The sequence below is a fragment of the Vibrio sp. FE10 genome (genome assembly GCF_030297155.1).
Taxonomy (GTDB): Bacteria; Pseudomonadota; Gammaproteobacteria; order Enterobacterales; family Vibrionaceae; genus Vibrio; species Vibrio apostichopi.
The window spans coordinates 1,604,997-1,629,770 of sequence record NZ_AP028068.1 but is presented as its reverse complement, the minus strand read 5'-3'; the positions used below and the strand labels follow the sequence as shown (position 1 = coordinate 1,629,770).

Annotated in this window: 4 protein-coding genes and 1 pseudogene; 1 reads left to right on the top strand and 4 read right to left on the bottom strand. The window is 45.8% G+C overall.

Annotation, left to right across the window (positions count from 1 at the left end; all coding sequences use genetic code 11):
- Positions 1 to 5: 5 nt before the first annotated feature.
- Positions 6 to 170: pseudogene (locus QUF19_RS26525) on the top strand (helix-turn-helix domain-containing protein); the annotation flags it as partial.
- A gap of 76 nt (positions 171 to 246) precedes the next feature.
- Here the strand turns inward: QUF19_RS26525 and QUF19_RS24085 are convergent.
- The 4 genes from QUF19_RS24085 to QUF19_RS24070 all read right to left on the bottom strand — a co-directional run bounded on the left by QUF19_RS24085 (position 247) and on the right by QUF19_RS24070 (position 24,761).
- Complete coding sequence (locus QUF19_RS24085) at positions 247 to 5,019, bottom strand: OmpA family protein (RefSeq protein WP_286303299.1); 4,773 nt, start codon at positions 5,017 to 5,019, stop codon at positions 247 to 249.
- Positions 5,019 to 6,119 carry a TolB family protein gene (locus QUF19_RS24080; RefSeq protein WP_286300452.1) on the bottom strand — a complete coding sequence of 367 codons (1,101 nt, stop codon included), beginning with the start codon at positions 6,117 to 6,119 and terminating at the stop codon, positions 5,019 to 5,021. The genes QUF19_RS24085 and QUF19_RS24080 overlap by 1 nt, the downstream gene beginning before the upstream one ends.
- Before the next feature lie 3 nt (positions 6,120 to 6,122).
- Entirely contained in the window at positions 6,123 to 7,817 is a 1,695-nt protein-coding gene (locus QUF19_RS24075) for a hypothetical protein (protein WP_286300450.1), read from the bottom strand.
- Positions 7,818 to 8,663: 846 nt separating this feature from the next.
- Complete coding sequence (locus QUF19_RS24070) at positions 8,664 to 24,761, bottom strand: tandem large repeat (RefSeq protein WP_286300448.1); 16,098 nt, start codon at positions 24,759 to 24,761, stop codon at positions 8,664 to 8,666.
- Between the last annotated feature and the right edge of the window lie 13 nt (positions 24,762 to 24,774).

The following is a 24,774-nucleotide window of genomic DNA, read 5'->3' as shown; positions in this document are numbered from 1 at the left end:
ATGTCGCCGTTGGCCTAAAAGAGGTCGTCAGCCAGTACGAGCGTACCGTGATCATCGATTGCTTAAAATCTTGTAATTGGCACACGAAACGAGCAGCTGAGCAACTGTCGCTCCCGTTAAGTACACTCAATCACAAGATGAAGAAATACGATATTTCTGCAGCGGGCTGAGGCAAAGAGAAAGCGATTACAACAGAGTGTTCAGTCAGTCCGATAGAAACAAAAAAACCGCCCGAAGGCGGTTTCTTTATATTGATTTTTGTTCCGGAACGCTTACATTCGTCGGCTCTTTCACAATCCAATCCTCGATCCACGCTTTGCGTTTCACTGAGTTATTCGCTAACTCTTTTTGCCAATAGAGAAACGCAGAATCATTCATTCGAGAAACATCTCGCTCAATCTCCATCCAGGGCATACCTTTTGTATTATATTCTTGTCCACCCAGTACAGACAGTTTTTGGGCCTGTTTTAGTGGATAGATACCTATACCTGGCGCAAGCCCCATTTGTGATAACGATGAGACAGCAATATGCACTGGTAAAAACACGGCTTTTTTCTTGTCCAAAATTGGACCAAATGGTCTCAAGGTCGGAACTCTTCGTCCTGTTGGAGACGTATATCTAAGCTCAAACTTAACGATATGCAGAGTCCTACGGTCACTAAATGGATCTAAGTATCTATTAGGATCTGCATTAACTTTCGCTTGAAACTCCTCCACAAAAGCCCCTAACCCAGATGCAAGTTCGGAGTTAGTATCAGTGAAATTGACCTCTTTGATTTCTACTTTTGCATAAGGAGAAGGTACTTCTTTCTTATAAGTGTATTCACCAAGTTCCAGCAGTGAACCGAAGAAACTTGGCCCTTCAGTCGTGTCTTTTGAAAACATCGACTCTTGCTCTTCAATCGACAAAGATAAACGCATTGGCACCTGATAGTTCTCTCCCATCATACGTCTGTACACATCTTTTTCGCCTCCTTCGGAAAGTAAAGCGACATATATAGTAACTGGTTTATCATTAGACCAATCAAGTACAGAGGATTTTGGTGCTTTATCATCGAACCACTCAACACCACTGCCTTTCGAAACAGCACTAAAGATCGAAACATCACCTTTTAGATACGGTGCAATACCTTCAGATTTTTTAGCAGAAGCACTTTTAACAAACTCTTCGATTAGTAAATCATATTCGTTAATCACTACTTGCCTATTCGCCAAACCGTCGTATAAAACAAGAGGTAAACCATCAACCTCGACTTCACCATCACTATTCAGGTGGCATTGCTTACCATAGGTATTATTATCATCGACACCATAGTTAAACATAGTCAACCGCTCGTCAGTTCCTGCTAGCGATAGCGTACTCCCATCAGCAGTGAAATAGTATTGCAATGAACGAGCTTCTCCACTTTGTTTCCATTTATCAAAGTTTTGCATCTCGTAATCTGAGTATAAAGGCTTGAGACCTGGGATTTCATACTCGCCGAACCAATATGTTGGCTCAAACTCAACACATGTCATATGCTCATCAACTGCGTGTTGGCCAAAGTAATTTTTTAGCTTATCGTTGCTTCCGCACAAAGTTAGATCATCCGCTTTTCGTGGCGCCATCAAAACCTCAAAGCTTGGCCCTTTAAAGTCCCAAAGCGAGCGCTCACAACAATATTGCAGTGTTGTCTTAAAGATCTTTTTCTTAGATTTAGAGGCATTATTTGATAATACAATTTGTACCTTAACACGTGTAAAAGGCGTAATTCGATTGGTTTTATTTGGGGAAATCCACTCTTCAAAAGGCTTCCAAGAAACCCCATCTCCTTTACTATCAACTAGCAAACGACTGAAGCCGATATCGCTCGATTTAACCGACTCCACATTGTTATCGAACATTTTCGCGAAATCGGAAAAGCCATTTTCCGCATCCCCCTGATATAAACGGGCTTGTACTGGGAAGCCTTTATTGAATTCCCCTTGAATGCGAGCTCTCTTCAACAAAGGGGACAATTGTGGCGAATGTTCGTTTTTCCAAGATTGCGCAAAAGCTCGGGCAGCACTTGCACCTGACTTATCGTCCCTAACTCGTTGAATCCAGTTCTGAGCCATTGTGTTGTAATTTCTTAACGGCGCCTCCCAGTTATCGTTGATAACGTAAACATCGATGTAATCCTTAACTCGATATTCCTCAAGCAACCCTTGCAACTTAGAAACATTAGGATTCCAAAGCGAAATGCGAGCAAGCAGTTCCACTAGCCCGTTAAGCGCAAGAGCACGGAGTAAAAATCGTTTCTGCAGCTCTTGCACAGTTTCTTTATTCTTCAGGTGAGATTCAACTTCATCACGTGTCTTTATTTCACTACGCTCAATCGTTACTTTTAGGTCTCTGTACTGTTGAAGAACTCGGATGTGGATTTTACCTAACTGGTTTAGTTGGTCGATGTTCTGGTAACGACCTTTAAAGTCAGAATAGGCTTTTTCAGTAATGAGTTCATCCAACACAGATAGCGCACAATCTGCTAACTCTGCTCCCGATCTTAGATATAAAATACCCGCAGCAAGCGGAGCCAGCGGCGTAAACATCGCAAAACCGCTAAGAGTGGTTAACACCGCAGCGACTTGCGCCTTCTGCGTATCATCTAAGCCAACATCTAATGCTTGCTTCAACTGGCGTGCTTTCTCTAATTCCACCATGCCGCTGCGGCTCGGTGGTAAAACAACTTGATAGTTAGGAATAATCAAGCGAACTTCAACTCGTCGATCGAGGGCTGCAGGGACACTGTCTCCGGTCTGTGACATATCGCTCTTGGTGTTATCAGCCGTGAGCGGTTGAGTATTTCCATAAGACGCCGTGTAAACCCTTTCTTCCAAGTTAGAGTCAATGGAGGTAATCGCGTTGGTAACAGTCTTTACGCGATTAGCAGCAACGAGATCGTTCGCATCAGAAGAACCAATCCTACCAGCATGCCCTTCTATTGATACTTTGTAGCTTGGGTTATCTAGCATCAATTGCGACAAATTCTGACACACTTGTTTAATGTCTGTTCTCAGCTTGCCGTGTTCATTGCCATGTTTCCATTCGTTGAACTTAAAGTTGATATGAATAGCTAACCCTTGGCTGTCCTCAACTATGTGGGCGATATCGTCACCATTACTGCCATTGATGACGTTTTTAGCGTCGTCTAACGCTTGTGCCCATTCTTGATATGCTTTAATAACGGAAATAGATTGAAGGTAGCTTTGAGATACCGCATCGAAATCTTCTTTGGCTTCAAGAGATTTCTTCTCAAGCTCGTTTTCTTTTTGCACCAAATCGTACAAGTCAACTAAGCTAGAGCCAGATTCAAGAATTGGAAATGCTCGGTTCATCTTCTCCATAACGGAGCCATTAAACCATGACCTCGCAAGTCGTGTTGAGTTCTCGCTGAACGTACCCGTGATCAAGCTAGCTTTTATCACATCGAGTTCGCGCTTAATAAAAGAGATATTCAGGCCGCTCTTGCGAAACGCCAAAGCCGCCGCTTGATTAAAGTCGAGCCCCTTGTTGGCAAATCTTATCGCTTTGGTCAGTTCTTTGCGGCTTTCCTTAAATGCTGAAAAGCCAAAAGCAAGTGCTACGCTGCTGGTCATTAGATCAGGCAGTTTTTTTTGCTCAATGTCCGACCAGATGCCTTTAGAGACACTGAACATGGTTGCTTTCAGGTTATCTGAGAATGGATTTCCTCCCATCAGAAAACCTTCAGCCAGACTTTCCGCGTTCTTTTTGATTGCTGAAGCTAAACCGAGTGTATTAACACCCGTACCGCTAAGAGGAACCGATTTGCCGGTTTTTGTCATTAACTCGCTGTAATTAGAGGGTAATGCTTGGGGATACTGGTAAAACAAACACTCTTCAAGAGAGATCATATCACCGCAGACGGTAGCAAGTTTTCCATAACCACTGATTGATTTAAACGTTACCTTTTCGTTCAGTTCGTAGGTATAACAATCCTGATCTGCTACACCTGTGACCTCTGACGATTTATTCCTTTCAAATCGAAGCCGTCCAGACTTGATAACTTCAGGAACTTTATTTTTAAGATGTTCGTTCGCGGTAAGATAATCCTGAACATAAAATTGAATCCTAAGCCCGTAGAAGCCATCACCCAGTACTATATGATTATCTTCTGTGCTTGACTCAGACTTCGCAGGTTCTACGACCGATGGTAAATTGATTGTTACAGATGGCAAAGTGTTTTTATAAGCTTGTGACTCTCGATTTTCATCGTCAAAAGTAGGCTGTCGCACGACACCTCTTTCCAATACGATCTCTGACGTTTCTTGTTGATTGCTAAGGGTACTGCGATATTTTACTAATGACACTTCCGCGCCTATGTAAATATCACTGCTAAACACGATGCTAATGGTATTTACACTGGGTACGACAAACCCTTCAATAAACTCAACGCCAGATGAGAGAATATCTGCATACCATTGGTTATAGCTTTCCTCCTCTTGCGTAAGTAACTGCCCATGCTCCTGGGTGTAAGGCTTCGCAAGTTGTTTTACTGAAATTTTCGACGGTTTAAAAAGCCTCGGCTTATTTAACTGAGGACTCATTTTCGTATAGAGAGACTTTATGGTTTCCTTAATTTCAGCAATAGATGACGAGCTTTGTGCCAATTGACCAATTAAATTGGTGGGTGGAAACAACATCTCATAGCTTTGATTATTATCAATCGTTGTAATTGGACTATTATGACGAAGCAGCACTTGAGGCATACTGTCGGCTTCGCTTAAGTAAGACACGTTACATAACCTGCCATACTGATCGCTTCCCCAAAATCTAGGCAAAGTTACAGAGTCTTGGGCAAGAGCATCTATTAGTATTGGGGTAAATGGGATAGGTCGAACATTTTTTACATGGTCTACGCTGGTTAAGTCTGACACTGTATTCCAATTACTGAACTCACGTCCTGCGTCTGTATCTTCACCTTGAAAATACACTCCAAGCAAGTACATTGGTTTATCGTAAGTACATAAATCAACCATCACTCACTATCCTCAAACCAAAGACCATCATTTGCCAAGCCATTGTACAAGCTCATATTTGAGTTAACGCTTATTTCACCGGTACCTAGCGCATACCATTGCCACATTCTCTGTGTTTCGCGATCGACGACTGTCATACGGGATACACGGTCGTGTGCACTGAATCGAGCATCTTTTCCTAATATCCCCGACCCCACATATTCAGTTTTGTCGTATTTTTTTACAGTTTCATTCACAATATCAAAAAAGAATCTATTCTGATTATTTTGGCCCCAAGCATATCGACCCGTTGGGCTCATACCCCGAAATTTCAACCACTCTCTTGGCTGAACCTTACCTGTTGGCTTAATACTTATATGTTTCAGAGCATTATTCGTTAAATTTCGCTTAAACACCCCTGTGTAACTTAGATTCGTTATTGTCTTATCCTTCAGGACAGCGTAAGGTCCAACTCCGAAATCAATCGCTTCAATTTCGCCAGTTTCAGAGTCCCAACGAGCGTTATCAAAGTCACCCATGGTATGAAAATATAAATAACGGCTATCTTCTGACCAAGCCATGCCTGGAGACCCTAATCCCATCACTCGCGTTTTTACGCCCGTTTTTAAGTCATAAACATACTTGCCTGTGCCTTTATCTATCCAAGCAACATAGCGCAAATTGGGAGAACGTCGAATAAGCACAATGCCATCAACCTTGATATCTGGTACCACTAAGCGTAAATCTGTGCCATCCGTTTTCATGCTCCAGATTCGTAAGTTGTAACGATCACCATCATTCGCCCATGCAAATTGAAACCGCGGCAGGTCATAAGAGCTAGCATCTTTGATATCTTCCTTGGGCCATTCATCTGAATTAAAGACATAGTATTTAGGAAACTGACCCGGCATAGGTTTTATTTTGTCATCGGATACCCAATTCTCATTGGTGACTGCCGATTCCATTACGTAGTAGTTATGCTCGCCGACATAAACGCGATCTGGGTGTTTTTCTTGCTCTGTTTGCGCAGAACTCGGTACAGGGGAAGCACTCTGTTGAGATTGGTCATTACAACCAACGATTGCTAAGCCTAATAACGTGATTAGTAGTGTTTTTTTCATTTTTTAGCCTAATAAGTCCGTAACTTTTATTTTTTCGCGCAACTTAAACGTTTCGGGAGTGTCATTCCCTCGTGAGGCATGAGCCCCCCTTAAAATATCGACTTCTTTAACCTTCTCAGGCCAGCCACTGAATCGTAAATTGAGATAGCCATCTTCATCGACCTTAGCACAACGAAAATATGCTTTTTGCGACCAATTATGCTCTTCATTTTGTAACATAAAATAGTCATCGGGCTGATCGGTGGAGCCAAGGACTCGATAGCGTAATATGATCTCGCTTCCGGGAGGCGGTATATTGACTGCAGCGACATTGCAATCGTTCTGTTCATTAACAACCGCCTTCACTTTTTGACTTTCAGAGAGTTCTGGTAACTTAAAAACCGTTTGTAGAGTGAAACCTTTAGAGCTGCTGTAATCAGACATCTCAGATAATGGAATTGCCATCGACTGATAGTTACTCTCTAACTCAGAAACAGCCCCATCATTCAAGGCTTGAGACGAGTAATATAGATACACATCTTGGCATTCGCCTTTAACTTTGTATGGTAGCCAGATATGAGGCAGCGGATAGCCCAACACTTCATCACTCGGTGCAGAAGAGGCCTTCATAGGGCTAGGATGTGTTGACACCATCAATTGCTCATGTTCAAAACCGGCAAACTTGATCTCGATCTCCTCTGCGACCAAACTAAACACTCTTGCCTGCTCATTGATGTCTAGTTCGCCACTAAACACTTCAACCCCATCTTGCAGTATTGAGAATGGTTCAAATGCAACATTCTCACCGGGAAACAATGAAGAGCCATCAATATTGACGTGCCTTGTTTCCATTGTTTTCTTGCGGTTACTGCTAATACCCACATCAGCGAAGTATCCATTGCTAGTCACTTGCAACTCGCGCCAGACTTCTTCATTCCAAATAATGTAAACACGCCCTGACGTGTAGCCATCCCACGAAGAACCCGATTTATATAGAGGAACCACAGGCACCAACACGTTATCCCACTCATCCATTTGAGTTTCTTTATCAACGGGTTGCAAATCTTCGGCGAGTTTAAGCAAGATCGGCTGAGGCTGGTCAGAACAAGGAATTTTGATATAGAGCGTTTTCCCCTCTAATTCAAGATCTTTAAATGTAGCGAGGCTTCGGTGTTTATTTTCTCGATCTGACTTACCTACCGTCACTTTTCCTTTTTGAGTATCGGTAGTTCCTAACATCAGACAGCCAGCATTACTCGACCACTGCCCTGCAAACTCGACAACAATTTTATGTTCTGGAGAAGGTTCAACTGGCGAAAAGCTGTAATGACGTGCCAAAGGTACATCGTCGACAACTTGCTGATAATTAGCTTTTTGAACGCGCTCTGAACTGTTGTTTGCAACCCGATCGACATGTAACTTGAGTCGAGGGAAGCTTGCTAGCTGTTTACTGGTTAATGGACTGCGCCTCACATTGGAAGACAGACAGACCCAGTTCGCTTTTGCAAGTTCTACTCGAATAGCGTTGAGCAGGCTGTGGACATTTTTTTTAGCCGACGCAGTAATCTGCTGAAGCAGAGTGCTTGGTAATTGAGCCAAGATGTCTTTAGGGGTGCGCACACGCGAAAATAGCCCGATACACTCATCCGGTGTAAAGACATATTGAAGGTCGTTCGTACTGAGAGACGAACTAGATATAAATTTGCAAACTAAGTGCATTTGAATTCTCCACAACCTACAGATATATAGTTGCGGTGATAACTAAGCTGATAAGGCTTAAAAAACGATTTGGTTAAATAAATTCTACGCGTAATGGATATAAATTTCAATAGATTAGAAGGAGTATCGCCAAAAACTATAACACTAGCAATAAAGCCAATTAAACAGGTTAAATAGTCATTTCGCCTAACTAAAAAGGCAAATCAATTTGAACGGATGTCACATAATGATCATTTCATTGCGTACTTAAATAAATACTAACTAGACCAAACACGCATATCTGGTGGAAGCATTTCATCGATTTAGAAGGTTATATTGAGCATTTTCTCCTCTGTAAAAGAGAAAAAAAGTGGGAATAAATTCCCACATAAAATTAGCCAATATAAATAGGATTTATTTTGGAACACTAAATTGGCTTAAAAGGGTGGTACTAAAGTACCAAAATGCAGAACACCACATCAAATAACGATGTGATATAAACACTATATATATTATGCATTTAATATCAAGATGGCACTTTTATAGAGATAACACCAAAAACTACTATGCAAAATATCTATGCAATTGCCATTCTGATTGCATCACCAGTTATATTAGTTATCTAGCTGAAAATATGACTAAATAATGAAACAGGAAAAACAAAATAATTTTCATTTCAATGACTCAGCATCACTAAACTAATCAATATTGGGCACTGGTGTACAATAATTTTCTTAATCAAATTGAGGGTAATAAAAATGATTAAGCCCCGGATACATACTCAAATTCCAACAACCTGAGATACATTTGCAAAAAGGTCTGCCTAATAGGCAGACCTTTGTCTAATCTTCCATATAACGATTAGCGTTACGCTGCTAGTTTTGTGCCCTTGTCGTAAATAAGCAGTTGTCGTAATAAGCTTGGCACTACGACCACTGCAGCGCTCACATCCTTATTTAATGTAAATGTAGATTCAACCAAAGTAGCATCGGCTCCAAGTTCATTGGCACCATGTAGTGACACCGTCACAGACCCACCTTCGATTGGATCAATAGTCAGTTCGTATTGCCAAACTCCGTTTTCACCAACCAGCACCTCAGCATCTGAAACTTTCGCTCCCCCACTGTCCGTGACACTTAGGCTCAACTTATCTCCTTCAGAAAAACGAACCGTAGTACCATCGAGAATCAATGTAGGTGACTCTGATTCATTAACATCGTTACCGCTGTTGATCGTAGAGATACTAATAGTTGGCGTGATAGGCAGCGAATGTGTGCTGTCTTGCGCCCCCACATTACCCGATAAATCTTGGTAATCTTTCACCACCAAACCCACCGTCAAATCAGACGACGTCGCGACTAGTACATCGACATTGCCCGTCCACACGCTGGCGTCCGCACTCTGCGTCAGCGAGATGACCGTGCCACCTAACTCAGCACTGGCCGCTTGCAGCGCTTTATCGAACTTAAGACTGACCGATACGTTCTGACCTATCGCTTGGTGCGGCGGATTAAATGTTGCGCTAGTCAAAATAGGTAACGCTTGCGACACGTTAAAGGTCTCTGAGCCACTCACGGTAACACCCGTCGTGTTCTCACCCGTGACCAACACTCGATATTCAGCGTTACTCAAACCGCTTAAGTCCATCGTGCCGCTTTGCCATTGACCGTCGGTCACGGTGACGGTTTCCGTTGGCACTCCCGCCACCGGTGTGTCACTCCCCAACGGAGTGATGGTGAGCGTCAACGCTGCGCTGTTTTCAAATCGTTTTGTCGTACCACTGAAGTTCATCGCAGAGATGTTGCTGTCCGTCACATCCCCCGGTTCAGTCACTTGGATCACAGGCGTCACTTTGACCGCCGCGGCCTTCGTTTGCTCTTGACCCGCGTTACCCAATTCATCACTGAATCCATTGATGGTTAAGCTCAACACTTGCTCCGTATCACTCGCCGTCAATGCCGCCACTTTACCAACCCACGTCTGAAGTGCTGCGCCCGTTGATGTCCATACAACGGTGTTTGACCCTAAGGTCGCCGTGGTTGGCTTAGACACCGCCTTAGTAAACACAGCAGTCACCGTCACAACACCGCCGACATCGGCTTCTTCCGGCGCGACACTGGTCGCATCCGCGTCTAATTCGGCTAACGACTGAGTCAGCGTAAAGGTCTCTGAGTCACTCACGGTAACACCCGTCGTGTTCTCACCCGTGACCAACACTCGATATTCAGCGTTACTCAAACCGCTTAAGTCCATCGTGCCGCTTTGCCATTGACCGTCGGTCACGGTGACGGTTTCCGTTGGCACTCCCGCCACCGGTGTGTCACTCCCCAACGGAGTGATGTTGAGCGTCAACGCTGCGCTGTTTTCAAATCGTTTCGTCGTACCACTGAAGTTCATCGCAGAGATGTTGCTGTCCGTCACATCCCCCGGTTCAGTCACTTGGATCACAGGCGTCACTTTGACCGCTGCGGCCTTCGTTTGCTCTTGACCCGCGTTCCCCAATTCATCACTGAATCCATTGATGGTTAAGCTCAACACTTGCTCTGTATCACTCGCCGTCAATGCCGCCACTTTACCAACCCACGTCTGTAGTGCAGCGCCCGTGGATGTCCATACAACGGTGTTTGACCCTAAGGTCGCCGTGGTTGGCTTAGACACCGCCTTGGTAAACACGGCGGTCACCGTCACAACACCGCCGACATCGGCTTCTTCCGGCGCGACACTGGTCGCATCCGCGTCTAATTCGGCTAACGACTGAGTCAGCGTAAAGGTCTCTGAGTCACTCACGGTAACACCCGTCGTGTTCTCACCCGTGACCAACACTCGATATTCAGCGTTACTCAAACCGCTTAAGTCCATCGTGCCGCTTTGCCATTGACCGTCGGTCACGGTGACGGTTTCCGTTGGCACTCCCGCCACCGGTGTGTCACTCCCCAACGGAGTGATGTTGAGCGTCAACGCTGCGCTGTTTTCAAATCGTTTCGTCGTACCACTGAAGTTCATCGCAGAGATGTTGCTGTCCGTCACATCCCCCGGTTCAGTCACTTGGATCACAGGCGTCACTTTGACCGCTGCGGCCTTCGTTTGCTCTTGACCCGCGTTCCCCAATTCATCACTGAATCCATTGATGGTTAAGCTCAACACTTGCTCTGTATCACTCGCCGTCAATGCCGCCACTTTACCAACCCACGTCTGTAGTGCAGCGCCCGTGGATGTCCATACAACGGTGTTTGACCCTAAGGTCGCCGTGGTTGGCTTAGACACCGCCTTGGTAAACACGGCGGTCACCGTCACAACACCGCCGACATCGGCTTCTTCCGGCGCGACACTGGTCGCATCCGCGTCTAATTCGGCTAACGACTGAGTCAGCGTAAAGGTCTCTGAGTCACTCACGGTAACACCCGTCGTGTTCTCACCCGTGACCAACACTCGATATTCAGCGTTACTCAAACCGCTTAAGTCCATCGTGCCGCTTTGCCATTGACCGTCGGTCACGGTGACGGTTTCCGCTGGCACTCCCGCCACCGGTGTGTCACTCCCCAACGGAGTGATGGTGAGCGTCAACGCTGCGCTGTTTTCAAATCGTTTCGTCGTACCACTGAAGTTCATCGCAGAGATGTTGCTGTCCGTCACATCCCCCGGTTCAGTCACTTGGATCACAGGCGTCACTTTGACCGCTGCGGCCTTCGTTTGCTCTTGACCCGCGTTCCCCAATTCATCACTGAATCCATTGATGGTTAAGCTCAACACTTGCTCCGTATCACTCGCCGTCAATGCCGCCACTTTACCAACCCACGTCTGAAGTGCTGCGCCCGTTGATGTCCATACAACGGTGTTTGACCCTAAGGTCGCCGTGGTTGGCTTAGACACCGCCTTGGTAAACACAGCAGTCACCGTCACAACACCGCCGACATCGGCTTCTTCCGGCGCGACACTGGTCGCATCCGCGTCTAATTCGGCTAACGACTGAGTCAGCGTAAAGGTCTCTGAGTCACTCACGGTAACACCCGTCGTGTTCTCACCCGTGACCAACACTCGATATTCAGCGTTACTCAAACCGCTTAAGTCCATCGTGCCGCTTTGCCATTGACCGTCGGTCACAGTTACGGTTTCCGTTGGCACTCCCGCCACCGGTGTGTCACTCCCCAACGGAGTGATGGTGAGCGTCAACGCTGCGCTGTTTTCAAATCGTTTTGTCGTACCACTGAAGTTCATCGCAGAGATGTTGCTGTCCGTCACATCCCCCGGTTCAGTCACTTGGATCACAGGCGTCACTTTGACCGCCGCGGCCTTCGTTTGCTCTTGACCCGCGTTACCCAATTCATCACTGAATCCATTGATGGTTAAGCTCAACACTTGCTCCGTATCACTCGCCGTCAATGCCGCCACTTTACCAACCCACGTCTGAAGTGCTGCGCCCGTTGATGTCCATACAACGGTGTTTGACCCTAAGGTCGCCGTGGTTGGCTTAGACACCGCCTTGGTAAACACAGCAGTCACCGTCACAACACCGCCGACATCGGCTTCTTCCGGCGCGACACTGGTCGCATCCGCGTCTAATTCGGCTAACGACTGAGTCAGCGTAAAGGTCTCTGAGTCACTCACGGTAACACCCGTCGTGTTCTCACCCGTGACCAACACTCGATATTCAGCGTTACTCAAACCGCTTAAGTCCATCGTGCCGCTTTGCCATTGACCGTCGGTCACAGTTACGGTTTCCGTTGGCACTCCCGCCACCGGTGTGTCACTCCCCAACGGAGTGATGGTGAGCGTCAACGCTGCGCTGTTTTCAAATCGTTTTGTCGTACCACTGAAGTTCATCGCAGAGATGTTGCTGTCCGTCACATCCCCCGGTTCAGTCACTTGGATCACAGGCGTCACTTTGACCGCTGCGGCCTTCGTTTGCTCTTGACCCGCGTTCCCCAATTCATCACTGAATCCATTGATGGTTAAGCTCAACACTTGCTCTGTATCACTCGCCGTCAATGCCGCCACTTTACCAACCCACGTCTGTAGTGCAGCGCCCGTGGATGTCCATACAACGGTGTTTGACCCTAAGGTCGCCGTGGTTGGCTTAGACACCGCCTTGGTAAACACGGCGGTCACCGTCACAACACCGCCGACATCGGCTTCTTCCGGCGCGACACTGGTCGCATCCGCGTCTAATTCGGCTAACGACTGAGTCAGCGTAAAGGTCTCTGAGTCACTCACGGTAACACCCGTCGTGTTCTCACCCGTGACCAACACTCGATATTCAGCGTTACTCAAACCGCTTAAGTCCATCGTGCCGCTTTGCCATTGACCGTCGGTCACGGTGACGGTTTCCGCTGGCACTCCCGCCACCGGTGTGTCACTCCCCAACGGAGTGATGGTGAGCGTCAACGCTGCGCTGTTTTCAAATCGTTTCGTCGTACCACTGAAGTTCATCGCAGAGATGTTGCTGTCCGTCACATCCCCCGGTTCAGTCACTTGGATCACAGGCGTCACTTTGACCGCTGCGGCCTTCGTTTGCTCTTGACCCGCGTTCCCCAATTCATCACTGAATCCATTGATGGTTAAGCTCAACACTTGCTCCGTATCACTCGCCGTCAATGCCGCCACTTTACCAACCCACGTCTGAAGTGTTGCGCCCGTTGATGTCCATACAACGGTGTTCGACCCTAAGGTCGCCGTGGTTGGCTTAGACACCGCCTTAGTAAACACAGCAGTCACCGTCACAACACCGCCGACATCGGCTTCTTCCGGCGCGACACTGGTCGCATCCGCGTCTAATTCGGCTAACGACTGAGTCAGCGTAAAGGTCTCTGAGCCACTCACGGTAACACCCGTCGTGTTCTCACCCGTGACCAACACTCGATATTCAGCGTTACTCAAACCGCTTAAGTCCATCGTGCCGCTTTGCCATTGACCGTCGGTCACGGTGACGGTTTCCGTTGGCACTCCCGCCACCGGTGTGTCACTCCCCAACGGAGTGATGGTGAGCGTCAACGCTGCGCTGTTTTCAAATCGTTTTGTCGTACCACTGAAGTTCATCGCAGAGATGTTGCTGTCCGTCACATCCCCCGGTTCAGTCACTTGGATCACAGGCGTCACTTTGACCGCCGCGGCCTTCGTTTGCTCTTGACCCGCGTTACCCAATTCATCACTGAATCCATTGATGGTTAAGCTCAACACTTGCTCTGTATCACTCGCCGTCAATGCCGCCACTTTACCAACCCACGTCTGTAGTGCAGCGCCCGTGGATGTCCATACAACGGTGTTCGACCCTAAGGTCGCCGTGGTTGGCTTAGACACCGCCTTGGTAAACACGGCGGTCACCGTCACAACACCGCCGACATCGGCTTCTTCCGGCGCGACACTGGTCGCATCCGCGTCTAATTCGGCTAACGACTGAGTCAGCGTAAAGGTCTCTGAGTCACTCACGGTAACACCCGTCGTGTTCTCACCCGTGACCAACACTCGATATTCAGCGTTACTCAAACCGCTTAAGTCCATCGTGCCGCTTTGCCATTGACCGTCGGTCACGGTGACGGTTTCCGCTGGCACTCCCGCCACCGGTGTGTCACTCCCCAACGGAGTGATGGTGAGCGTCAACGCTGCGCTGTTTTCAAATCGTTTCGTCGTACCACTGAAGTTCATCGCAGAGATGTTGCTGTCCGTCACATCCCCCGGTTCAGTCACTTGGATCACAGGCGTCACTTTGACCGCTGCGGCCTTCGTTTGCTCTTGACCCGCGTTCCCCAATTCATCACTGAATCCATTGATGGTTAAGCTCAACACTTGCTCCGTATCACTCGCCGTCAATGCCGCCACTTTACCAACCCACGTCTGAAGTGCTGCGCCCGTTGATGTCCATACAACGGTGTTTGACCCTAAGGTCGCCGTGGTTGGCTTAGACACCGCCTTGGTAAACACAGCAGTCACCGTCACAACACCGCCGACATCGGCTTCTTCCGGCGCGACACTGGTCGCATCCGCGTCTAATTCGGCTAACGACTGAGTCAGCGTAAAGGTCTCTGAGTCACTCACGGTAACACCCGTCGTGTTCTCACCCGTGACCAACACTCGATATTCAGCGTTACTCAAACCGCTTAAGTCCATCGTGCCGCTTTGCCATTGACCGTCGGTCACAGTTACGGTTTCCGTTGGCACTCCCGCCACCGGTGTGTCACTCCCCAACGGAGTGATGGTGAGCGTCAACGCTGCGCTGTTTTCAAATCGTTTTGTCGTACCACTGAAGTTCATCGCAGAGATGTTGCTGTCCGTCACATCCCCCGGTTCAGTCACTTGGATCACAGGCGTCACTTTGACCGCCGCGGCCTTCGTTTGCTCTTGACCCGCGTTACCCAATTCATCACTGAATCCATTGATGGTTAAGCTCAACACTTGCTCCGTATCACTCGCCGTCAATGCCGCCACTTTACCAACCCACGTCTGAAGTGCTGCGCCCGTTGATGTCCATACAACGGTGTTTGACCCTAAGGTCGCCGTGGTTGGCTTAGACACCGCCTTAGTAAACACAGCAGTCACCGTCACAACACCGCCGACATCGGCTTCTTCCGGCGCGACACTGGTCGCATCCGCGTCTAATTCGGCTAACGACTGAGTCAGCGCAAAGGTCTCTGAGCCACTCACGGTAACACCCGTCGTGTTCTCACCCGTGACCAACACTCGATACTCAGCGTTACTCAAACCGCTTAAGTCCATCGTGCTGCTTTGCCATTGACCGTCGGTCACGGTGACGGTTTCCGCTGGCACTCCCGCCACCGGTGTGTCACTCCCCAACGGAGTGATGGTGAGCGTCAACGCTGCGCTGTTTTCAAATCGTTTCGTCGTACCACTGAAGTTCATCGCAGAGATGTTGCTGTCCGTCACATCCCCCGGTTCAGTCACTTGGATCACAGGCGTCACTTTGACCGCTGCGGCCTTCGTTTGCTCTTGACCCGCGTTCCCCAATTCATCACTGAATCCATTGATGGTTAAGCTCAACACTTGCTCTGTATCACTCGCCGTCAATGCCGCCACTTTACCAACCCACGTCTGAAGTGCTGCGCCCGTTGATGTCCATACAACGGTGTTTGACCCTAAGGTCGCCGTGGTTGGCTTAGACACCGCCTTGGTAAACACAGCAGTCACCGTCACAACACCGCCGACATCGGCTTCTTCCGGCGCGACACTGGTCGCATCCGCGTCTAATTCGGCTAACGACTGAGTCAGCGTAAAGGTCTCTGAGTCACTCACGGTAACACCCGTCGTGTTCTCACCCGTGACCAACACTCGATATTCAGCGTTACTCAAACCGCTTAAGTCCATCGTGCCGCTTTGCCATTGACCGTCGGTCACAGTTACGGTTTCCGTTGGCACTCCCGCCACCGGTGTGTCACTCCCCAACGGAGTGATGGTGAGCGTCAACGCTGCGCTGTTTTCAAATCGTTTTGTCGTACCACTGAAGTTCATCGCAGAGATGTTGCTGTCCGTCACATCCCCCGGTTCAGTCACTTGGATCACAGGCGTCACTTTGACCGCTGCGGCCTTCGTTTGCTCTTGACCCGCGTTCCCCAATTCATCACTGAATCCATTGATGGTTAAGCTCAACACTTGCTCTGTATCACTCGCCGTCAATGCCGCCACTTTACCAACCCACGTCTGTAGTGCAGCGCCCGTGGATGTCCATACAACGGTGTTTGACCCTAAGGTCGCCGTGGTTGGCTTAGACACCGCCTTGGTAAACACGGCGGTCACCGTCACAACACCGCCGACATCGGCTTCTTCCGGCGCGACACTGGTCGCATCCGCGTCTAATTCGGCTAACGACTGAGTCAGCGTAAAGGTCTCTGAGTCACTCACGGTAACACCCGTCGTGTTCTCACCCGTGACCAACACTCGATATTCAGCGTTACTCAAACCGCTTAAGTCCATCGTGCCGCTTTGCCATTGACCGTCGGTCACAGTTACGGTTTCCGTTGGCACTCCCGCCACTGGTGTGTCACTCCCCAACGGAGTGATGGTGAGCGTCAACGCTGCGCTGTTTTCAAATCGTTTCGTCGTGCCACTGAAGTTCATCGCAGAGATGTTGCTGTCCGTCACATCCCCCGGTTCAGTCACTTGGATAGCGGGCGTTATCGGTAGAAAATGAGTTTCATCCTGACTTCCTACATTTCCTACTAAATCGGTATATCCACTTACAATCAATATAGCTTTCTGCTCATTTAATCCCGGGTCTGGTAACTGTGTGACTGCTCCTTGCCAAGTTTTAGCATCACCTAACATAGTTAAAGGCGTCAAAGACTCACCAGCTAAGGTTGCCAGTATTGTTCCTTCTGCAATATCTTTTTCAAACTCAAGCTTTACATTTACAACATTGCCAATAGATTGATGGATAGGATCAAATGTCACTTTGGTCAACGTTGGCAGTACACCTTCGACCCCCATAACCAAACTATCCCCTGTTCCGGGGATAGTATTTACGCTTTCGTAACTATTATCACCGACCCGTATGGTTATGTTTTTATCTTGTTTTTCAGGCGCTATGTAATTGACCGACCAAGTTATGTTGTCTGTTGTAATCCATGATGCTTGCTTCAGCTCGCCTATATCATTACCATCACTTGCTTGAATATCTACATCTGAAAATTCAAATTGATTAACCTCTTCAGTAAAGGTAAATGAAATAGGAATTTCGACTCCACCAGCCAAAGGCATTGACGCTGTCGTTGATATTGTTAACTCAGGAATGCTTGCAGCTTCAACTTTTGCATTTAGTGAGTTCTCGGTCTGGTGTTCAACTAAATCGTCTGCCGTTACATTTATTAGATAATCGCCAGGAGATAAAAGATAACGTATCAAGTAAGGGTCACCGTCTTTGATAGGTTCTTCAATTAACTGTGGGTTTACCGGGGCATCGGTACCGTTGTTTGCAGTAGAATTAACACTGCTTAGATTTTTATCGAAGACGTATGCTCTTACATCCAAATAATATTGCCCTTCCTCCGGAATCATCGAATCCTGAGTACTGGTGATACTTGAAATGACCGGAGCTTGGTAATCAACAATGGACGCAATGCCTTTAGAATCGTAAGTCTTATTGAGCACATTAACGTCGGTTATGACTCGCCCGATAGAATCGGTTACGGTTACTTTTTGCCTATACTCAGCTTGAGCATCGATATCAAATGTCATCGTATCTGAAGCTGTTGAAGAGGCTATTTTTCCAGAAAACTTAATTGTGCTACCTGAAGCTGGAACCAAATCTATAGAATAGGAAGCAGCTTTTACATCCTCTCCCTCATCAGAAGTAATGGTGAACGCTTGGCTTTCATTGGTAAAAGCAAGCTTATCCCCTTGTAAACTTGTTATTCCATCAAAAGCCAAATCAATAGTTGGTACCCTAATGTCAATATCAATCGTTTTGTTTTGAGTCCAACCTACATTGTCAGTTGCTTCGACATTGACTCGTATCGAATTCAATCCCTGTAACTCAGTTTTCGGAAGATCAAAATAGAGATGCGAATTGTCGGGAATGTTATCTTTATCGAAGACATGCTTAGGATTGCTTAACGTGTATTTAACGCTTGCAATTCCACTCCCTTCATCCCAAACCGAAAACTGGAATCTAACCAAGTTAGCATCGTCCGGAGATTCATTGAGGGTAACTGTATCGTCAATATTTGGAACGCTATTATCGACCGTTACAAGGACTTCATCGCTCTTTGATTCACCCCATACATCAATAATTTGTATTCGCGGCTTAATTTTTTTGCCATCAAGTTTGTCACCTAATGGCGCGGTAAACGTAGAGCAAGAATAGTCATCCTCGCACTTAATGAAAGAAGGGCTAAAGTTCTCTGGGTTATCATTTAGATTGTATGACGCACCATCTATAGTTGCGACGACATTTTCAAGATCAGAATTTTCTCCAACCTTCACCTTGAATTTCATTTCAAGGGTCTCACCTCGAATAAAAGTATTTTCAGCAGGGCTCGTAATGGCGATTTCTAAATCGCCTTGGGCTGGAAGCAATAACTCTAACGCATGATCCGAACCCAAGTTTCCGGCGATATCAGACAAGTTCTTAATCGTGTATAAATGCTGCAACGCCCCTGGATAGAGGATATCGGCATACAACTCGGTATACGTACATGTCGTTATACCCAATTTAGAGCTACAACTTTTTGGTTCAAAAGACACATTTAATTGATTTCTTACCAATAACGGTTCGTTACCATCACTAATATCCACACCAGAAAGATTGTCTTTGAAGCTCAATGTTAAGCTCAGAACTTTCTTACCTTCGGCATTCAAACCAACGTCATTGCCAGTAAATGGATATGTGTCTTGTTCAACCGTAGGGGCATCGATATCCATCATATTAAAGCTGAACTTATTAACAGTTTCAGTGCCATTCGTTCCGACTGTTTTAGTTATCAAAACCACAGGTGAAACAGACATATTCACATCAGTTGTAACGCTACACTTATAATTCTCTTGAGGATTAGTTATAACACCTGAATAAGCATAGTTTGGACCATCTTCCGGTACACCTTCTGATGTGTAATTTTCTCTTACCCAACATTCTAATGTTCTCGCTTTTACCTCATCCACAGGGTCAAATTCAACATTAAGGGTACTTCCCGATATATGACTTTGGAAGTCAGTCGGTTTTGCGATTGACAGAGCTACGCCTTGACGTTGCACATTGATACTTTCTGACCTTGTTGCAGACGGCCTTTCTTGTTCTGAGTTATAGCGAACATTATTATAAACTTTGAATTCCAGCTGATAGGCTCCGTCTTCCGTTAGATCGGCCTCTGTCAACCTAGCTTCCCATAAGCCGTCTTTCTGAGAAAATGAGATACTGTTGGTTTGTTCCCCATATTTATAAGTACCTTCAACTAGCGGGATCCCGCTTTCGTCTTCGGCAGCAATACTGATAATTACAGGTTCACTACGAGTAATTTGTATCTGGCCACCAACAGAAGGAACTGGCGTGCCATCATCTTCATATGTGAAGAGCACCGGATGAATAAATGGCATTGAGTTCTGAACTTTAACCGCATAATCTACGGTTGTCGTATTTCCTCTAATGTCCGAACCACCTAATCTGACTGTGCGAATTGCACTATCGCCATCGTTTACACCACCTAAAGGGATCTTCATTTCATCACCAACTAAGGTGCTTGCATCAGAGGGGTTTTCTTTAAAAGTCCAATACTCTAATGTTTCTTTGTTAACACCCTCTGACGAAGGTGTTCCCCTGTCATTTAAGTCTTGAGCAGAAAGGTTGAATACATAATTACCAAGATAGAAACTTTCCGGATTAAACCCATTTAACTTTAGTGATGGCCCTTCGCGATCTAGCAGAACAGTTCTAATTTCTGTTTTAGATTCAAATCCATATTCGTCTACAGCTTTAAGATATAGGTTCGCCTTTTTGTCTTCGCCAATTACGATAGCGTCACTTTGTGTTTCTGTAATTACGAAATCAAAAGGCTGCGTTGGATCTTTGGGGTCAATTGAACGTATTGCAGCCACTTGATCTTGTTGCCAAAGTTCAACTTTAGATACGTCAGAATCGTCAGATACTGACGTAAACTTCACCGTAAAGTTGGTGCCAAGAACATAGCTTTCACCGGAGTTTGTATCTATTATCCACGGGTCAGCAAGTTCAATTACTGGCCCCTTATTGTCGACTAAGAATTCAAATTCACCACTGTGTGTACCCAATGGAAAAGAGCTGTCTGTTGCTGTTACGTAGAAAAAGTTTTTCTCATTATATTTAAATGCATCGGCAACTAGTCTCACCTCTACATTAGGCTGAATACCAAAGAGATACGGCTCAGTACTCTCTTCAGGTTCGGTTTCGTACTGTTGTAAAGTGAAACGCCTTCCAGACTCTGCCTTCATTTCGACTTTAACCAAGCTTCCCGGGCTTAAACTCCAAGTAATATCAGGAACCCAACTTGAGTTACCACCCAGATGGTTGGCAATTTTAGATCCGTTTACTACCGGGCCTTTTGAATCAAGTAATACACTAAATTGAGGGGCATTGGTCGTCTGACGGTTAACTATATTAGACAAATTGTCTTCAGCACTCACATATACAGTCCAATTACCATCTTCTGGACTAAGAGTATTATCTTCTGCGCTACATTTGTCTCCAGAGCATAGTTTCACCTTAAAATATTTTTCTTCATTACTTGAAAAACGGTTCGGATCATAACTATTGCTTTCGCCTGTGGCCGCGTTATAGAAAGTTAGGCCGCGCTTATCCAACTTATCCCCTACAGGATCATCAATTGTAAAAGTGAGTTCTTGGTTATAATTGGTGTTCAGGTAGACGCCCTCTTCTACCGGGTTATCGTCACCACCGATCGGGGGAGTGTAAGTGACCAAAGGATAATCATTATCGATATATAAGGTTTCTATATGGGGATCATATCCATTGTAACCATAGCTATTTCCATGCTCGTCCATTGCACTCGTTATAAGCTCAAACTTGTCAATACCTGTGAGATTTGACGACTCAGTATCAAGGGTAAATAAATACTCTTTTTTATAACTATCACCACCTGACTCTCGAATATTCAGGTCAATTGGGGTTCCCGTATTCGGTTCAGTTTTTTCATACCACATAGTAACAAATGATGGCTGACTGCCTTCTTCTACTACAATGCCAGAAGGATCTTCCAAAAGAATCCGCGAATCTAAAACACCAGCAACGTAACGTTTATTTCCAACCCATGTTTCTCGGCCATTTTCGATACTTAGCGAAGGTTGAGGCGGTGATTTATCAATACTTTCGCGATCACCGTCTATAATCTGTTCGCCATCTAGGCTTGGGTTCGCCATTGATATCTGGTCGGCGTATCGCTGAGCTAGGTTAGCTGCTACACCATACTTTTCAGTCATAATGTTATAGTACGATTGCGCTAAGTCATTACGGTAAGACTTTGAGCTAAATTCATATGAATCTAGAACTATTTTTTTACCCCCACTACCAATACCGTTAGCTTGGCCATCGTACTGCAAGTCATCATAAATAGCGGAAGCAAAATCAACAGAGTTACTTAGTAGCATATTGTTTACTTGGGTAATGTCGTAAATCGCTTCTACTAAAAACCTATGAATGTAATTATTAGGCAGTTTTTCCGGAATAGCACCTTTCAACATTTCATTCGTCGCATACGAAACGATCGTTGGGTCGAAACCAAAGAATGAATCGCTTCCACCAGCGAGAGCATATTGTACATCGTCTAAAATTAGTGCGGCATTCTCAGGAGTCTTATTTCCCGCTTCAACTTGATTCCATTGAGAGTCAAACAGCCCAGTTTGGTATGTTGCTAGCTCAGTAATATAAAAAGTTTTAGAACCATCAAGTTTAAAGTAAGCTCCTATATTCGCGCTATTTAAGTTCACTTGTTCTGATCGTGCGCCTGGATCATTTTCCCACTTGTAGTAATGCGGTTGAGTATTATTATCACCAACTCCAACTAAGCGTACGCGCATAAAGTCGTAGTTAACTACATCGGTTGTTGTTTCGCATCCAGCAACATCGAGTGCTTTATTTGTTCCATCACTTTCTAAGTGCTGAATCGTGGTACATCTTCCTAGCGAGGTAAACTCTCCCTTCGAGTTTAATCCCTCCAATTGCACACTAGCCCCGATAAATGGAGTAACGATCGTCATTGTCGGTAAGTCGAAACTACTACGAAAATAAACTTCTTGCTCAGCACTTTCATTTTCAGATTCGTCAATAGTTTGAATCACTAGTTTTTGACTGCTGTTCTCGGATGTAGAATCGAAGTTGTCACCAAGTATTTCTTTTACAAAAGGAACATAATAGATGACCTCGTTTACGTGCCCTTCAGTATCAGAGATAATTTTGTGGGGTATGTTAGCGTCAGACGCTACGGTATCGGTTACCTTCTGAAGCGCATAGTTATTATCATTATTTGGGCTTACTAAATACTTAACAACTAGCTTAAGTTTGTCGGCACTAGATCCTAACCCCGTATCTCCATTGCTATCTGATACTATGACACGAACATACGGTATTTTGTTATCTTTGAGGTCGTTGACATTAAAGTCACTGAAATCAACACCTGGAATTGAGCTCAAAATCCCCTTGCTCGCGTAAATGTAATCAATCTTCAAATAATCACGAGTGGATTGAACCGTTTCTGATGTGTAGGTATCTTGCGTATAAACATCTTCTTTAGTTACTCGCTCCCCATCAACACTAACATTGACATAATTCATTGGAGCATTCTCTGGGTAGCTAATCACTTGCGCCGGAGCTTGATCATCACGAACGACTTCGTGAACTTTCTTACCAATATTCCCGTTGCTATCGGTGGCTTTAATTTCAAATGTCGTTATCGAAACGAACTCACTCGTTGAATATTTTTTGCTGAATTCACAGTAGGTGCCAGAACAAGTAACACTGTCATCTAAACCTCCTTTAAATGAAACAGTCACCGAATCAATTTCTTGTGATTCTTCTTTTACAGTACCTTTGAGCACATACTCGTTTGCACTGTTGTTTATAGAACTAGCCGAAGTTACGTCAATTACTGGCGCATTGTTGTCCCATTCAAAGTTTATATAGTGGCCAGCATCTCGCCCTTGAACTAATTCGTTGCCTAAGACATCAGTCGTATAAAAAACCAAACGTGCAGCAGTGACATTTGAGAGTCCCGTATCCGAATCAACTTCTACCGCGTCAACGGCTTTTGTGTCTACACTTACTTTAATATTTGTTTCTCTAAGACCAGATTCAAAGCCGTCGAATTCCAAGAAACAAAACTCACTACCCGAAGTTTGTTCATCGTCACACTGACTCTCGAGTGACCAGACACCGTCCAGTTGGTATTCAAGGTACGCTGAAACACCTTGAACACCAATTTCATCATTGAGCTTAATATCCAACTTATCGAGACCTGCCAATACATCACTGTCTGTTCTAGACACTGTAGGCGCTTCGGTATCAATTTCGGTTTCGTCGCGAGGAGGGATCACACCGCCAGTACCGCTATTGGTGCCTTGGTCATTAATCTTACGGCTAAACTCAACATAGTCGTCTGCGTCTGTTCCTGAAATATTTAAGTTAGGATCATTGACGACAATTAGAACATGCTGTGCCAAATCGTTAGTGTAAATATCACTAGAGACTTTTTGTTGACCGAAGGTCAAAGGGGTTACCCCTCCCGACACAGTACTTATTTCCAGCCCATCAAGAAGACCATCGGCAATGACATCTCGATATTGGATATCAGCCAAATGCATCGATGTGTAAATATTACTCTGAGTATCACCGTATTTTTGAATTAGGTCGTACGAATAAGAAGAATAAGCGGTTAACAAAGCACCATATTGGTGACCGGATGTAGCAAAACTACTTTGACCACCTTTAGTAATGTCTATCGGAGTAGTTTCATTGACATCGAAACCATACATATCGTTAATGCTATTTAGTGATTCCGATATAGCAGTAGAGTCTGACACTCCCCTGCCTACTTTGTATTGAGTTAAGCCTGAAACGATGTTCGTCAAAGGGGTCAGCATTAAGTTTTGATCACGCCCTTCTTTGTAATTGAGCATGGCTTCTAAACGCAGTGTTTTGCCGTTACTGACAGACACTGTATTTTTCGTTAAGGGATCGGTATAACTGCCTTCTTTAGCTACGATGAAAAGTGGCATCGACGAAGATTCAAATTCAACCTTGTAGTCACCAAAAGCATCGGAAGTCGTACTTGCTAACTTCCTACCTAAGCTTCCATCCTTGTATTCAAACACCTCAATTTTCGCACCGCTCACAGGAGCGTCAAAAACGTTACCTGAGATGCTTCCGGTATTCCTAGCTGGCGGGGTGTTATCACCTCCACCTTCCCCACCGCCACATGCGCTTAAGATAAGCGACGTAACAATAAGACCTAATGTTGATTTCAGCGTATTTTTAGTGAACATAGTATTCTGGCAG